Origin of the sequence: Burkholderia sp. 9120 (assembly GCF_000745015.1) — a bacterium.
Taxonomy (GTDB): domain Bacteria; phylum Pseudomonadota; class Gammaproteobacteria; order Burkholderiales; family Burkholderiaceae; genus Paraburkholderia.
On sequence record NZ_JQNA01000002.1, the window covers coordinates 4,204,798 to 4,220,179 of the forward strand.

The window sequence follows — 15,382 nt, forward strand, 5'->3', positions numbered from 1 at the left end:
ACAAAAGGGCGCAGCGGCGGCCCGGTGGAGCGCGTGTCATGAAGATCATCCAGCAACTCATCAAACGTTTCGATGACATGCGCAGCGCGCGCGACAGCGGCGATGCCCGCCTCGACCTGCGCGGCAAACCCGCTCGTGTCGCCGCGACGCCGGCGCCGTTTCTGATGGCGCTCGAACCGCGGGTGGTCTATGACGCGTCGGTGGCGGCGGTCGCTCCGCAGCACCACGGCGCCGAAGCGCAAACGCATGCGGGCGCTGCCGCGTCGACCGAGGCGACCGTGCATGCCGCGCCGAAGACGATCGCCGAACACGACGTGCGGCACGGCAAGTCGGGCGCCAATGCCCCGGCGCAAAACAGCAAGCCGGCCAACCAGGCCGGCACCGCGGACCCGCAGAAAACCACCCAGACCAGCAGCACCGTTGCCACCCAGAAAGCCGTCCAGACCGACGCCGCCCTGAGCGCCGCGGTGATCGATCCGACCGCGGCTGCGGCTGCGCATGCGGTCGTGTTCATCGACCCGAGCGTGGTCGACTACCAGTCGCTGATCGCAGGCCTGCCGGCCGGCACCCAGTACGTCGTGCTGAACGCCAACACCGATGGCTTCGCGCAGATCGCGCAGTATCTGCAAACGCACCAGGGCATCCAGTCGATCCATCTGATTTCGCATGGCTCCGACGGCGAGATTCAAGCCGGCGCTGCGTGGCTCAATAGCGCCGATCTGTCGGATTACAGCGCCGATCTCACGGCGATCGGCGCCGCCATGGCCCCGGGCGGCGATTTCCTGATCTACGGCTGCGACGTTGCCGAACACGCCGACGGCCAGGCGCTGGTGCAGCAGATCGCGGCAATCACGCATCTGAACGTCGCGGCCTCGACCGATCTGACCGGCTCGAGCGCCGTGGGCGGCAACTGGACGCTCGAATACGACGTCGGCAACGTGCATACGCCGGTGCTGTTATCGGCGGCGGTGGAGCAGGCTTACGACCACGTGCTGGCCACCAACATCGAAAACTACACCTCCGCGACCGGCTTCGACACGGGCGGGGATGTGACGTCGTTTACGCTCGATGGCCTGATCTACACGTTCAAGGACGTGAACGGCAACCCGATCGCGATTCGTACGATCGTCACAACGGATTCGTTCCTGCAGGCGCTCGCCGACGAAAACAGCTCCGACAACGCGTTGCAGTTCAATCAGGACTCCGTGCCCGGCGTGACCTCGATCGTCGTTACACGGGTGGGCAATACGCCGTTCAATTTTCAGAGCATCGACCTGGACGTTCTTGCCGATAACGCCGTCACGGTCTACGCCGACAGCAATACGGCCGACGGCGTGTCGATCCCGTCGGACGGTAACTTCACGGCCACCACCGTGACGCTGACCGGGCATGCCTCGTTTGCGGATGCCCAAAGCATTACGATCTCCGGTGGCAACCTGTTCGCCGATTTCGGGCACCTCGTCTACGCGGACGTGGGGCCGTCGCTGACCGCCTCCACCGGTAGCGCGGCGTTCACCGCCGGCGACAACACGGCCTCGACGCCGGTTGTCGTGGACAGCCATCTGACGCTGACCGACACCACGAGTACCGGCGCGAAATCGGCCACGATCACCATCAGTAACGTCCAGACCGGCGACGAGCTTCTGTTTACGCCCAGCGGCTCGACGGGCAACATCTCCGCGGTGTTCAGCGGCAACGTGCTGACGCTGTCTTCGACAGGCGGCACCGCGACGATCGCGCAATGGCAGACTGCGCTCGAATCGATCACGTTTACCAATACCCAGATCACGCCGAACACCGCGACCCGCACGATCAGCTTCTCGATCACCGACAACAACAACGCCGTGGCGACGGCGACCCGCACCCTCACGGTCGCGGACACCGACCAGACGCCGATCGTCCACACCTCCGGCGGCGCGACGACCTATGTGGCCGGCGCTACCGCCGCCACGATCGACAGCGGTGTGACCGTTACCGACAGCGACACCACGCACCAGTCACTCGCGACGGTGACGATCGGCAACGCCGGCACGGGCGACACGCTGGCGTTCAGCAACACCAATACGACCCTCTACGGCAATATCACAGGGTTGTTTGCGGGTACGACACTGACGCTGAACGGCTCGGCCACCGACGCGCAATGGCAGGCGGCGCTCGACGCCGTCACGTTCTCGTCCGGCGCCGGCACCACGAGCGGCGCGCGCACCATCAGCTTCTCGATCAACGACGGGACGAAAACCAGCGCGTCGGCCACCAAAACGCTCAACGTGAGCCCGGTGCCGATCGTCACGACGGACTCCGGTTCGGCCTCGTTCGTGTCGGCCGACAACGCGACGTCGACGCCGGTCACGGTGGACAGCGGCATCACGGTGGCGGAAAACGGCGGCGCGGGCACGCTCGCGTCGGTCAGCGTGCAGATCACCACCAATTTCCAGCAGGGTCAGGACAGCCTGCTGTACGTCAACAACCCGGCTACGATGGGCGACATCAGCGGCTCGTACAACGCGTCGACCGGCCTTCTGACCTTGACGTCGGCGTCGCACGCGTCGCTGGCGCAATGGCAGGCGGCCTTGCGCTCGATCACGTATACCGACACCGCCGCGTCGCCCGCCACGCCGATGCGCACCATCAGCTTCACCGCCAACGACGGCTCGAATAGCGGCCCGATCGCGACGCGCACGGTCACGGTAACCGCGACCGACAACACGCCGATCGTCACGCTGTCGGGCGGCAGCACCTCGTATGTGGCGGGCGCGCCGGGCGTGGTCGTCGACAGCGGCGTCAGCGTGACGGACCGCGACTCGAACCCGACGCTGACGCAGGCCCAGATAACGATCACCAACGGTGTGCAAACGGGCGATACGCTGGTGTTCGTCAACGATAGCTTCGTGACCGGCTCCTATGACAGCACCAACCATATATTGACGCTGACGGCGAGCGGCAGCGTCAGCGACGCGCAATGGAACACCGAACTCGACAAGATCCAGTTCTCCAGCGCCGCCAATGCGACGGCCGGCGCGCGCACGCTCTCGTATGTCGTCAACGACGGAACCAAACTGAGCAACGCGGTGACGCGCACCGTGAACGTGGTCGTCGCGCCGGTCGTCACGACCGATTCCGGTTCGGCCGCCTTCGTCGCGGGCGACAACACCGCGTCGACCCCGCTCACGGTCGACAGCGCGCTCACGGTGTCCGACGGCAGCAGTACGACGCTCGTTTCGGCGACAGTGCAAATCACCAGCAACTTCAATTCGAGCGAAGACCTGCTGATCTTCACGCCCAGCGGGGCGACCGGCGACATTGCCGGCTCGTACAACGCATCGAACGGCCTCCTGACGCTGACCTCGGCGTCGCACGCGACGCTGGCGCAATGGCAGGCCGCGTTGCGCGCGGTTGCGTACGACGACCTCGCGGTCACGCCGAACAATGCGACCCGCACGATCTCGTTCATCGTCAACGACGGCGCCAACAACAGCCCGGTCGCAACCCGCACGGTGGCCGTGCAGGATACCGACCAGACGCCGATCGTCACGCTGTCGGGCAGCAACAGCGCGTACACGGCGGGCTCCGCCGCGACGATCATCGACAACGGCATCACGATCAGCGACCTCGACAATTCGACGCTCGCGTCGGCGACCGTGTCCATCGGCGCGGGCTTCCACGTAGGCGACACGCTGGCGTTGAGCAGCGACAGCTTTGTGACCAGTTCATACGACGCGACCCATGGCATCCTGACGTTGACCGCCACCAGCGGCAACATCAGCGTCGCGCAATGGATGTCCGAACTCGATAACGTCACGTTCTCCAGCGCGCCGGGCGTGCCCGCGGGCGCGCGCACCGTGTCTTTCACGGTGAACGACGGGACTGAGTCCAGCGCGGTGGTCTCGCGCACGGTGACCGTGACCGCGGTGCCGGTCCTGACGACCGATTCCGGCTCCGCCGCCTTCGTCGCGGGCGACAACATCGCGTCGACGCCGGTCGCGGTCGACAGCGGTCTGACCTTGGCCGACAGCAGCAGCACGACGCTCGTTTCTGCGACAGTGCAAATCACCAGCAACTTCAATTCGAGCGAGGACCTGCTGATCTTCACGCCCAGCGGGGCGACCGGCGACATTGCCGGCTCGTACAACGCATCGAACGGCCTCCTGACGCTGAGCTCGGCGTCGCACGCGACGCTGGCGCAGTGGCAGGCCGCGTTGCGCGCGGTTGCGTACGACGACCTCGCGGTCACGCCGAACAATGCGACCCGTACGATTTCGTTTACCGTCAACGACGGCGCCAACAGCAGCCCGATCGCAACCCGCACGGTGACCGTGACGGATACGGATCAGACGCCGCTTCTCACCACCACGGGCGGCAGCACCGCGTTCGTCGAAGCCGACAATGTCACCTCGACGCCGGTCGCGATCGATAGCGGCGTGACGATTTCGGACCTCGACAATTCGACGCTGGCGCACGCGACGGTGTCGATCACCGGCAACCTGCACAGCGGCGAGGACGTGCTTGCATTCAGCAACACCAACGCGACGCTGTTCGGCGACATCTCCGGGACGTACAACGCGCTCACCGGCACGATGCAACTGAGTTCGTCGAGCGGCACCGCGACGCTCGCGCAGTGGCAGGCGGCCTTGCGCGCGGTGACGTACACCGATACGGCGATCACCCCGAACACCGCGAACCGCACGATCAGTTTCTCCGTCAACGACGGCGCCAAAGACAGTCTGGCGGGCAGCAAGACCGTGTCGGTCACGGGCGTCGACCAAAGCCCGGTGTTGAGCGCGTCGAGCGGCAATTTCGACTATCTGCCGGGCGCGGCCGCGCACAACATCGACAGCGGCATCACGCTGACCGACAGCGACAGCACGACCATGGCGTCGGCGACGATCCAGTTCAGCTCCGGTTTCCAGAGCGGCGACCAGTTGAGCCTGAATTACAACGCGGCGACGATGGGCTTCAACTTCAACATCACGTTCGACGCCGCGGCCGGGACCTTGACGATCACCCGCACCGGCGCGATGACCCTCTCGAACTGGCAGGCGATCATCGACAACGTGCAGTTTTCGGCGGCGCCGGGCGTACCGCTCGGCACGCGCGCGCTGTCCGTGGTCACATCGGACGGCGTCAAGGACAGCAACACGCTGACGTACAACGTCGATGTGATCAGCTCCGCGCCGCAACTGTCGACCACCAGCACGGGCAGCGTCACCTTCACCGCGGGCGACAACGTGGCCGGCGTGCCGATCGTGGTGGACGGCGGGCTCAGCGTGCTCGACCCGCTCGGCAATCCGATCGTGTCGGCGATGGTGTCGATCACCGGCAACTATCAGTCCGACCAGGACGTGCTGCTGTTCGTCAACGACGGCGCGACGATGGGCGATATCTTCGGCAACTTCAACGCGGCGACCGGCGTGCTGACGCTGACCTCGTCCAGCGGCACCGCGACCGACGGGCAATGGGCTGCCGCCATGCGCGCCGTGACGTTTACCGACACGGCGGTGACGCCCGATACGGCGTCGCGTTCGATCAGCTTCCAGATTACCGACGGCACGCAAAACAGCACCACGCTGATACGCACCGTCACGGTCGCGGACACCGACCAGACGCCGATACTCGCCACCGCCAGCACCGGTTCGGCCTCGTTCGTGGCCGGTGACAACGCCACCTCGACGCCGGTCGCGATCGACACCGGCATCACGGTATCCGATCGCGACAACGGCACGCTGGCCTCGGCGACGTTCCAGATCGGCGCGGGCTTCAACGCCGGCGAAGACGTGCTGGCGTTCACCAACGACGGCGCGACGATGGGCAACATCACCGCCAGCTACGACGCCGTGCATGGCACGCTGACGCTGAGCTCGGCCAGCGCGAGCGCGACGCTCGCGCAATGGCAGGCGGCGTTGCGTTCGGTGACGTACACCGATACGGCGGTCACGCCGGACAACACCATGCGCACGATCAGCTTCACGGTCAACGACGGCGCGAAGAACAGCGCCGCACTGACGCGCAGCGTCACCGTCGCGGATACGGATCAGACGCCGATTGTCGGGTCGACGGGTACGGGGTCGGCCACGTTCGTGTCAGGCGACAACGGGCCGTCGACGCCGGTCGTCATCGACAACGGCATCACGGTGTCCGATCTCGACAACACGACGCTGGGCTCGGCGACAGTGCAGATCGGCGCGGGTTTCCATGCGGGCGAGGACGTGCTTGGCTTCACCAACGACGGCGCGACGATGGGCAACATCACCGTCATAAGCTACGACGCCGTGCACGGCACGCTGACGCTCAGTTCGACCGGCGCCACCGCCACGCTCGCGCAATGGCAGTCCGCGCTGCGCTCGGTGACCTACGTGGACACGGCGGTCACGCCGAGCGGCGCGACGCGCACGATTGACTTTACGGTGAACGACGGCACGAATCCCAGCGCCGTCTACGCGCGCAACGTCGACGTGACCGCCGCCGACCAGACGCCGATCCTGACGACCTCCGTCGGCAGCAGCGCCTTCGTCGCGGGCGACAACGTCGCGTCGACGCCGGTCGTCATCGACAACGGCGTGACGGTGTCGGACCTCGATAACACGACGCTGGCGTCGGCGACGGTGCAGATCGGCACGGGTTTCCATAGCGGAGAAGACGTGCTCGCGTTCACGAACGACGGCGCGACGATGGGCAACATCACCGCCAGCTACGACGCGGTGCACGGCACGCTGACACTCAGTTCGACCGGCGCCGCCGCCACGCTCGCGCAATGGCAGTCCGCGCTGCGTTCGGTGACGTACACCGACACGGCGGTCACGCCGGACAACACCACGCGCACGATCAGCTTCACGGTCAACGACGGCACCAAGGACAGCGCCGCGGGCACGAAGGGCGTGACCGTCGCCGACGTCGACCAGACGCCGGTGACCACGACGTCTAGCGGTAACACGGCGTTCGTGTCGGGCGACAACGCCACGTCGACGCCGGTCACGGTGGACAGCGGCCTGAGCGTGTCGGACCGCGACAATGCGACGCTCGCGTCGGCGACTGTCTCGATCACGACGGGTTTCCATGCCGGCGAGGACGTGTTGTCATTCACGAACGGCAACGCCACGACGTTCGGCAACATCACCGCTTCGTTCGACGCCACGACCGGCGTGCTGACGCTGACGTCGGCGGGCCAGTCGGCCACGGTCGCGCAATGGCAGGCGGCGCTGCGCGCGGTGACCTACATCGACACGGCGTTGCTGCCCGACAGCGCCCAACGCACCGTCAGCTTCACCGTCAACGATGGCCAGAAGGACAGCGCGGTCGGCACGAAAGCGATCACCGTGACCGCGACGGATCAGACACCTCTGGTCACCAACGGCGACACGAGTCCACTGACCTTCAACAGCGGACCGAACGCGCAGCCGGTCACGATCGCGTCGCAGATCAGCGTGACCGATGCGGACAGCAGCGCGACGCTGGCATCGGCCACGGTGTCGATCAGCGGTGGCTTCCACGCCGACCGCGACGTGCTCGCGTTCACGGGCAGCGCGGCGACCGGCAATATCGTCGGCAGCTACGACGCAACGACGGGTGTGCTGACGCTGAATTCGGCGGGCCACAGCGCAACCTTCGCGCAATGGCAGGCGGCGCTCGCTGCCGTCACCTACGTGGACAGCGCAAGCGAAACCGTCGCGAGCAGCCGGACGATCAGCTTCTCCGTCAACGACGGCCAGAAGAGCAGCGTGCCGTCCACGCGGACCGTGAACATTGCGGCGGCGCCGGTGACGGTGACCCAGCCGACGCAGTCGACACAGCCGATGCCGGCGAACCAGGTCACGCTGCCGCCGCGTGGCAACGGTGCGGGCGCGGCGTCGTCCGCGACGCAGTCGAACACGCCGAATGCGCCGTCCACGTCCGCGCCCGACATCGTCATCACGTTCCCGCGCAACCTGACCGACAGCATTTCGAACCCGCTGATCGTGCTCGACGCGTTCGCCGAAGCACCGGAAGTCGGCTCGATCCCGGCCATCCACACGGCCACCTTCAGCGCCGACGAAATCGGCACGAGTAGCTACGCGAATAGCGGCAGTGTCGGCGGTTCGAACCATCACGGTTCGCTCAGCGACACCTCGGTCGGCCCGATCGACACGACGCCCGCGCCGACCAGCGCGCCGCTGTCGCTCGATCTGCCCGCACTCGCCATGCATCTGAACGTCGCGCCGGATCAGGCGTTCGTCGTATCGCTGCCGGTCATGCTCGGTTCGAGCGAAGGTTTGCCGGTCGGCGCCGACGCGCATGTCGAACTGCGTCTCGCCGACGGCCGTCCGCTGCCGAACTGGCTGCATTACGACCCGGTGCGCGGCACGCTGAGCGGCAAAGTGCCGGCGAATCAGCGCGGCCTGCAGATCGCGATCATCGCGCACGACGCTCAAGGTCATCAGACACGCCGCGACGTGGCGATCGAATTCGGCGGTGCGAGCCGCTCCACGCAGTCAGGGCATGCCGGACACGACACATCGCACGGCGCGGCGCATCCGCCCGCCGTCGCGCCGAATGCCACCCGGGCCACCCCAGCCACGACACCGCACGCGGCGCTGCCGTTCAATAGCCCGCCGCTGGCCAAACCCTCGCTCGCCGAACAGTTCGTGCGCGCCCATGCGACGCTGCACGTGGCCCGTCCGGTCAACGCTGCTGCCACCACCGTCGCGCCCGAGACTGCCTCGCGAGGTCACGCATGAGCGTCCGCCGTTTTCCGAATCCCGTCATCTTTATAAAGAGAGCCGCTGAATTGAACTCCTCGTCCGTAGCGGTGCGTGCACCGCGTCCCGCCTTGCTGGCACTGTCGCTCGCCGTGATCTGGCTGTCGGGCTGCGCAATCAAACCCACGCCGTTCACCGAAGCCGAACGCACGCAGACCGCGCAAACCGACCGCACGTCGATGTTCGCGCAACAGCAGGCCGTCAGCGGCCCGATCACGCTAGACGAAGCCATGGCGCGCGCGATCCGCTACAACCTCGATCATCGGCTGAAGATGATGGAAGAGGCGCTCGCGCAGAAGCAGCTCGATCTGTCGAATTTCGATCTGCTGCCCAAGCTCACCGCGCAGGCCGGTTATACGACGCGCAATCATGAACTCGCGTCGTCGTCGACCAACGTGTTCACCAATGAGCAATCGCTCGCGCCGTCGTATTCGACCGACAAGAACGACCGCACCGCGGATCTGTCGTTCTCGTGGAATCTGCTGGACTTCGGCGTCAGCTACTACGAAGCGAAAGAGCAGGCGGACCACGTTCTGGTGCTCGAACAACGCCGCCGTAAAGTCGTGCAGTTGATGATGCAACAGGTGCGCGAAGCGTACTGGCAGGCGACCGGCGCGCAACGTCTGCGCGATCGTATCGGACCGCTGCTCGATCAGGCACGCGGTGCGTTGAACGATTCGCGCCAGGCGCAGCGCGAAAACCTGCGTGCGCCGCTCGATACGCTGAACTACCAGCACGCGCTGCTCGATCTGATGCGTCAGCTCGAAGAGATCCGCGATCAGCTCGAAGAAGCCAAGCCGCGTCTGGCCGCGCTGATGAATCTCGAGCCGGGCAAGGACTACACGCTCGCGCCGCCGGAAGGCTTCGCGGTGCCGACGTTCGACATGCCGATGGACCGCATGGAAGAAACCGCGCTGGAGCGTCGTCCGGAACTGGTCGAGGCGAGCTACAACGAACGGATCAGCGTCAACGAAACCCATAAGGCGATGGCGAAGATGCTGCCCGGCATCGAGTTCAGCCTGGGCACGCATTACGACAGCAACAGCTTCCTCGTCTACAACGCGTGGCGCGCGGCGGGTATCAGCGTGAGCTGGAACCTGCTGAACCTGATCAACGTGAAGAACATCAAGGGCATGGCCGACGCGCAGCTCGAAGTGGCGAAGACGCAGCGTCTCGCGCTGAGCATGGCGGTGCTGACGCAAGTGCACGTGGCCACCAGCGAGCTGAGCGCGAAACGTCGCCAGTTCGATCTGCTCAAGCAGATGAACGACGTCGATCAGCAGATTCTCGAACACACGCATAACGCGACTCAGGCGAACGCGCAGGGCAAGCTCGAAGAAATTCGCGCGGCGACCGGCGCGATGATGTCCGAGCTGCGTCTCTATCAGAGCTACGGCGAACTGGAAAACGCGTACGGGCAACTGCTCGCCACGCTCGGGCTCGATCCGGTGCCGGATACCGTCAAGGGTCACGATCTGGCGTCGTTGCAGCAGTCGATCAATCAGGAACAGCAGCGCTGGGTCGCGCTCGGCCATGGCATCGCCACCAGCGCTGTTCCGGTGGGTGCGGCGGGCGGCGTGGCCGTCAATCCGGCAAGCGCGCCGGTCAAGACGCCGGCAGCCAGCACGCCGGCCGCCGCGCAACCCGTTGCGCCGGTCAACCTGCAAGCCAACGCACAGACGGGCGCACAGACCAGCGCACCGGCCACTATCCAGGCAACCGGTCCCGCAACAGGTGGAGTCAAGACGCAATGAAGTTTTCGCAGTGTGCGGCGTGGTGTGCAGTCGCAGTCATGTTGTCCGCACAACCGGTCTGGAGCGCGCAGCCTGGCGCCCAGCCGGACGTAAAACCTGTCGCGAAGCCGGCGGTCAAGCCGGTTTCCGTGCAAGCCCCGGCGCTCGCGCCGCAGCCGGCGTCGGCGCAAACCGATGCGTCCGGCGACGCGGGCAAGATCCGCATCCAGCTCGTGTCGCGCGATCAGGTGGATCTGTCGAGCGAAATCGCCGCCAAGATCGCGACGCTGCCGTTGCGTGACGGTGACGCGTTCCGCACCGGTCAGACGCTGGTGTCGCTCGATTGTTCGCTGTACACGGCGCAATTGCGCAAGGCGCAGGCCGAAGCCGGCGCCGCCAGCGATCTGCTGAATGTGGATCAGCGGCTCGCGCAACTGCATTCGGTCGGTGAGCTCGAAGTGCAGCAGGCGGCCGCCAAACTGAAGGCGAGCAACGCCGAGGTCGCCTACATGCAGGCGACCGTGCGCAAATGCGTGATCACCGCGCCGTTCGACGGCCGCGTCTCGAAGCGCTCGGCCGCGCCGCAGCAGTTCGCGGAACCGGGCAAGCCGCTGCTGACGATCGTCGACACCAGCCGTCTCGAACTGAAAATGATCGTGCCGTCGAAGTGGCTCGTCTGGCTGAAGCCCGGCCATGCGCTCAGCGTGCAGGTCGACGAGGTCGGCAAGACCTATCCGGCGCAGGTCGCCCGCATCGGCGCGCGCGTCGATCCGGTGACGCAGACCGTCGACGTGACGGCCGCACTGGCCGGCAACGTGCCCGAGTTGCTGCCCGGCATGAGCGGCTGGGCTACCTTCGCCAGCCGATGACCGCCATGCATCCGGCGCCCGGTGGGCCGTCGCCCGGGAACCACGCGAATAACGTGCGAATCGACCCGCAGCAACTGGCCATGCTGTGGCAACTCGCGGCCCGCGCGCGCGACGCGCAGACCGAAGCGACCCTCGGCTTCACCGTGGTCAACGAAACGCTGTCGCTGCTGCCGTACCGGCAAGCCGCCTGGTGGCGCGGCACCGCGCCCGGCACTGTGGCGGCGGTATCCGGTTTGCCGGAGAGCGATCCGAATGCGCCTTACGTGCAGTGGCTCGGTGCGCTGTGCCGGGTGCTGGCGCGCGCGCCTGAAACCGCTGCACCGAGTGCCGCCGACGCGACCGTGGCAGCGCCCGCGGAGCGCGCGCGTGCCTTCACCGCGGCGGATCTCGCCGTCGATCCTTCAGCCGCGCACGTCGTGCAGGACTGGCAGGCGTGGTGGCCCGAGCATGGTCTCTGGCTGCCGCTGGCCGATCGCAGCGGCCGGTCGCTCGGCGGCGTGGTGTTCGCACGCGACGCCGCCTGGACCGCGGTGGATTGCGCGTTGCTCGGCGAGCTCGCGCAGGTCTGGGCGCATGCCTTCGCGGCGTTCGGGCCGCGGCCTTCGTGGTTCGAACGGGCGCGCGTGATTTTGAAGCCGGGGCGGCAGCAGCGTCGCGTATTGATCGGGTTGGCGATTGCGTGTCTGATTCCCGTGCGGCTGACGGTCCTCGCGCCGGCCGAAGTCACGCCGAAAGATCCGTTCGTGGTGCGCGCGCCGCTCGACGGCGTGATCGACCGTTTGTACGTGCAGCCGAACCAGCCGGTCGCAGCCGGCACGCCGCTGCTCGGTCTCGACGCCACGACGCTGCAGTCGCGCTATGCGCTGGCGCGCAAGGACTTCGATACCGCGCAGGAAGAGTATCGGCAGACCGCGCAGCTCGCCGTGACCGACGACCGCAACCGCCTCGACATGGCCGAACGCAAAGGTAAGCTCGACCAGAGCGCCGTGCAGCTCGACTACACGGCGCAGCAACTCGCGCGCGTGCGGGTCAGCGCGGCGCGCGCGGGCGTCGCGGTGTTCTCCGATCCGAACGAATGGACCGGCAAGGCCGTCGCCGTCGGCGAAAAGATCCTGTTGCTGGCGGACCCGGCGCATGTCGAACTGAGCGCGTATGTGCCGGTTGCCGATAACGTCGACGTGAAAGCCGGCGCAACGATCACGCTGTATCCGAAGAGCTCGCCGCTCGCCACTTACGAAGCGCGCATCGACTCGGTCGCGTATCGCGCCGAGCCGACGCCCGACGGCGTGCTCGCATACCGCATCCGCGCGACCTTTAGCGACGCCACGGCGCGGCCGCCGCTCGGCGCGATGGGCACCGCGCGGATTCATGGCAACTGGGTGCCGTTGTTCTACTACGTGCTGCGTCGTCCGTTGACGCTGGCGCGTCAGTGGCTGGGCTGGTAACGCCATGTGCTCCGCCCGTTTGAGTGGAATCGCAACATGAGCCGGCTGCCGCAACTTCGCCAGGAACTGACGCTCAGCGTCGGCGCGCCCTCGTCGGAAGGCGCGCCGACCTGGATGCTGCACGACCCCGCTGCGAACCGTTTCTTCCAGCTCGGCTGGCCGGCCTTCGAGCTGCTGTCGCGCTGGCCGCTCGACGACGCCAGCGCGATCGTCGCCAGTGTGAATCGCGACACGACGCTGACCGTCACGATCGACGACATGGAAGCGCTCGTGCGCATGCTCCATCAGCAGAACCTGCTGGTCGCGTGCACCGCTGCCGACGCCGACCGGCTCGCCGCCCGCGCCGAAGCAGGGCGGCTCGGCCAGGCGATGTGGCTGCTCAAGCACTACCTGATGATCCGCATTCCGCTGTGGCATCCCATGGCGTTTCTGCGGCGCACCGCGCGCTATGCGTCGTTCGCGTTTCGCCCGGTGTTCTGGATGATGATCGCCGCCTGCGCGGTGCTCGGGCTGTTCCTCGTGTCGCGCCGCTGGGACGAATTCCTGCATACGTTCCACTCGTACGCGGATCTGCAAGGGCTCGTCGCGGTCGGCATCGCGATCGGCTGTGCGAAGGTGCTGCACGAATTCGCGCATGCGTTCACCGCGCAGCGTTACGGCTGCCGCGTGCCGACCATGGGCGTGGCCTTTCTCGTGATGTTGCCGGTGCTGTACACGGATACCACCGAAGCGTGGAAAGTGCCAAGCCGCGCGAGCCGTCTGCGGATCGGCGCGGCCGGCATGCTGAGCGAACTCGCGCTCGCCGCCGTGGCAACGCTCGCGTGGAGTCTGCTGCCCGACGGCCCGCTGCGCGCCGGGGCGTTTCTGCTCGCCACCACCACGTGGATCGGCACGCTGGCGATCAACGCGAGTCCGTTCATGCGCTTCGACGGCTATTTTCTGCTGTCGGACTGGCTCAACATGCCGAACCTGCACGACCGCGCGTTCGCGCTCGGCCGCTGGTGGCTGCGCGAGTGGCTGTTCGGTTTCGACGAGCCGCAGCCGGAACCGTGCTCGCCGTCGCGGCGGCGGTTTCTGGTGGGCTTTGCGTTTGCGACGTGGTTTTACCGGCTCGCGGTGTTTTTCTCGATCGCGCTGGTCGTGTATCACGCGTTTTTCAAGGTACTGGGGCTGATGCTGTTTTGCATCGAGTTCGGCTGGTTTATCGTGCGGCCGATGTGGCGCGAAACGCTCGCGTGCTGGGAGCGTCGCGCGCAATTGCGCTGGCGGTGGCAGACCCGGCGCAGCGCGTTGCTCGGTGCGTTGCTGATCGGCTTTCTGGTGTTGCCGTGGCACGCGGGCGTGAATGCGCCGGCAGTGTTCGGGCCGCAGCATGCGCAAGGCTTGTACACGGTCGCGGCGGGTTATGTGGCGGCGACGCCGCCGCCCGCCCAGGACGGTCAGACGGTGCACGCGGGCGAGGTGCTCGCGACCATCGTGTCGCCGGATCTCGAGTACAAGCTCAAAGCCGCCCAGGCCGATGAAGCCTTGCTGCGCTGGCAGGTCGAACAGCAGGCGTTCGACGATCGTCTGCGCGAGCAGGGCGTCGCGCTGACGCGGCGCTGGGACGCGGCGCGTCAGACGATCGCGGGCTTGCAGGCGGAAATCGAACAGTTGACGATTCGCGCGCCGTTCGCCGGCACGCTCGATGTGCCGGGCGACGCGCTCGCGGCCGGCACGTGGCTGCCGCGCGGCGAGCGGCTATACGACGTGATTGGGCCCGGCGGTATCAAGGGCGACGCGTTTGTCGGCGAGAACGACGTGGGCCGCGTGCGGACCGGCGAGCCGGCGGTGTTCGTCGCGACGCTCGCGGAAATGCGGCCGGTGCATTGCCGCGTGCAGGCCGTCGACAAAGTGAATATCGGCGTGCTCGACGAGCCTTCGGTCGCGAGCCAGTATGGCGGCCCGATTCCCGCCGAGCAGGACGCGAAGACGCATCAACTGGTGCCGTTGCAGGCGACCTGGCGAGTGCGGATCGGCGACTGCGATAGCGGCAGGATGCTGACGCGCGAGTTGACGGGAAGCGCGTCGCTGGATGGCGGGCGGGAGAGTTATGCGGGCAAGTGGCTGCGTGCGCTCGTCGCGGTCATGCAGGGGGAAGGCGGCTTTTAAGCCAACTTTCGTCGCGTGGCGACCGCTCAGTTCGGTGCGGCCACGTTGAACGGCTTGCCCGGAATCCACGCCCACGTGGCCAGCACTTTTGCGCCTGCCGGGCCGGCCTTCGTGACGTGGACGACGTTCGCCGGCATCCGGTAGCTCTCGCCGGCATGCACGATCCGATCGGGCTGGCCGTCCACCTGCACGGTGACTTCCCCTTCGAGCACATACGCGACCTCCGGGCCGGTCGCTTTGTGCCGCGCTTTAGCTGCATTCGGCGGAAATTCGGCGATGCCCATGCCCATCTCGCGGTTGGTCCCTGACACGGGGACGCGTTGCAGGACGATGGTGTCTTTGGTGGGCGGTGGCGTGCCGGCTGCCTTGGCTGATTGCAGCGGTGCGCTCAGTGTCATTGCCGCCGTCACGATCGACGCGAAGCGAAACACGCGGTTCATGGCGATTCCCCTTTT

6 protein-coding genes are annotated in these 15,382 nt (G+C 66.6%); 5 read left to right on the forward strand and 1 reads right to left on the reverse strand.

From position 1 onward, the window contains the following. The first annotated feature begins 38 nt into the window (after positions 1-38). From FA94_RS26950 to FA94_RS26970, 5 genes are read left to right on the forward strand one after another with little or no spacing between them, the layout of a single operon-like run. On the forward strand, positions 39-8,708 hold the full coding sequence (locus FA94_RS26950) for a DUF4347 domain-containing protein (RefSeq protein WP_051980773.1): 8,670 nt from the start codon (positions 39-41) through the stop codon (positions 8,706-8,708). Further along, the gene (locus tag FA94_RS26955) at positions 8,705-10,483 is read left to right on the forward strand and encodes a TolC family protein (protein WP_231585033.1); all 1,779 of its coding nucleotides are present in this window, start codon (positions 8,705-8,707) and stop codon (positions 10,481-10,483) included. The genes FA94_RS26950 and FA94_RS26955 overlap by 4 nt, the downstream gene beginning before the upstream one ends. Before the next feature lie 38 nt (positions 10,484-10,521). Then, positions 10,522-11,331 carry an efflux RND transporter periplasmic adaptor subunit gene (locus FA94_RS26960; RefSeq protein ID WP_081936372.1) on the forward strand — a complete coding sequence of 270 codons (810 nt, stop codon included), beginning with the start codon at positions 10,522-10,524 and terminating at the stop codon, positions 11,329-11,331. 5 nt (positions 11,332-11,336) lie between these two features. Next, complete coding sequence (locus FA94_RS26965) at positions 11,337-12,776, forward strand: efflux RND transporter periplasmic adaptor subunit (RefSeq protein WP_051981321.1); 1,440 nt, start codon at positions 11,337-11,339, stop codon at positions 12,774-12,776. Positions 12,777-12,812: 36 nt separating this feature from the next. After that, positions 12,813-14,927 (forward strand): site-2 protease family protein, encoded by a 2,115-nt coding sequence (locus FA94_RS26970; RefSeq protein WP_051980775.1) that lies wholly within the window; start codon positions 12,813-12,815, stop codon positions 14,925-14,927. Positions 14,928-14,953: 26 nt separating this feature from the next. Here FA94_RS26970 and FA94_RS26975 read toward each other — a convergent pair whose 3' ends face one another. After that, positions 14,954-15,367: a cupin domain-containing protein gene (locus tag FA94_RS26975; RefSeq protein ID WP_035557003.1), complete on the reverse strand. Its 414-nt coding sequence runs from the start codon at positions 15,365-15,367 to the stop codon at positions 14,954-14,956. Between the last annotated feature and the right edge of the window lie 15 nt (positions 15,368-15,382).

Bases quoted from the DNA above. Each gene is read 5' to 3' on its own strand.
- FA94_RS26970 (WP_051980775.1), top strand. From the start codon at position 12,813: ATGAGCCGGCTGCCGCAACTTCGCCAGGAACTGACGCTCAGCGTCGGC.
- FA94_RS26975 (WP_035557003.1), bottom strand. From the start codon at position 15,367: ATGAACCGCGTGTTTCGCTTCGCGTCGATCGTGACGGCGGCAATGACA.
- FA94_RS26955 (WP_231585033.1), top strand. From the start codon at position 8,705: ATGAGCGTCCGCCGTTTTCCGAATCCCGTCATCTTTATAAAGAGAGCC.
- FA94_RS26965 (WP_051981321.1), top strand. From the start codon at position 11,337: ATGCATCCGGCGCCCGGTGGGCCGTCGCCCGGGAACCACGCGAATAAC.
- FA94_RS26950 (WP_051980773.1), top strand. From the start codon at position 39: ATGAAGATCATCCAGCAACTCATCAAACGTTTCGATGACATGCGCAGC.
- FA94_RS26960 (WP_081936372.1), top strand. From the start codon at position 10,522: ATGTTGTCCGCACAACCGGTCTGGAGCGCGCAGCCTGGCGCCCAGCCG.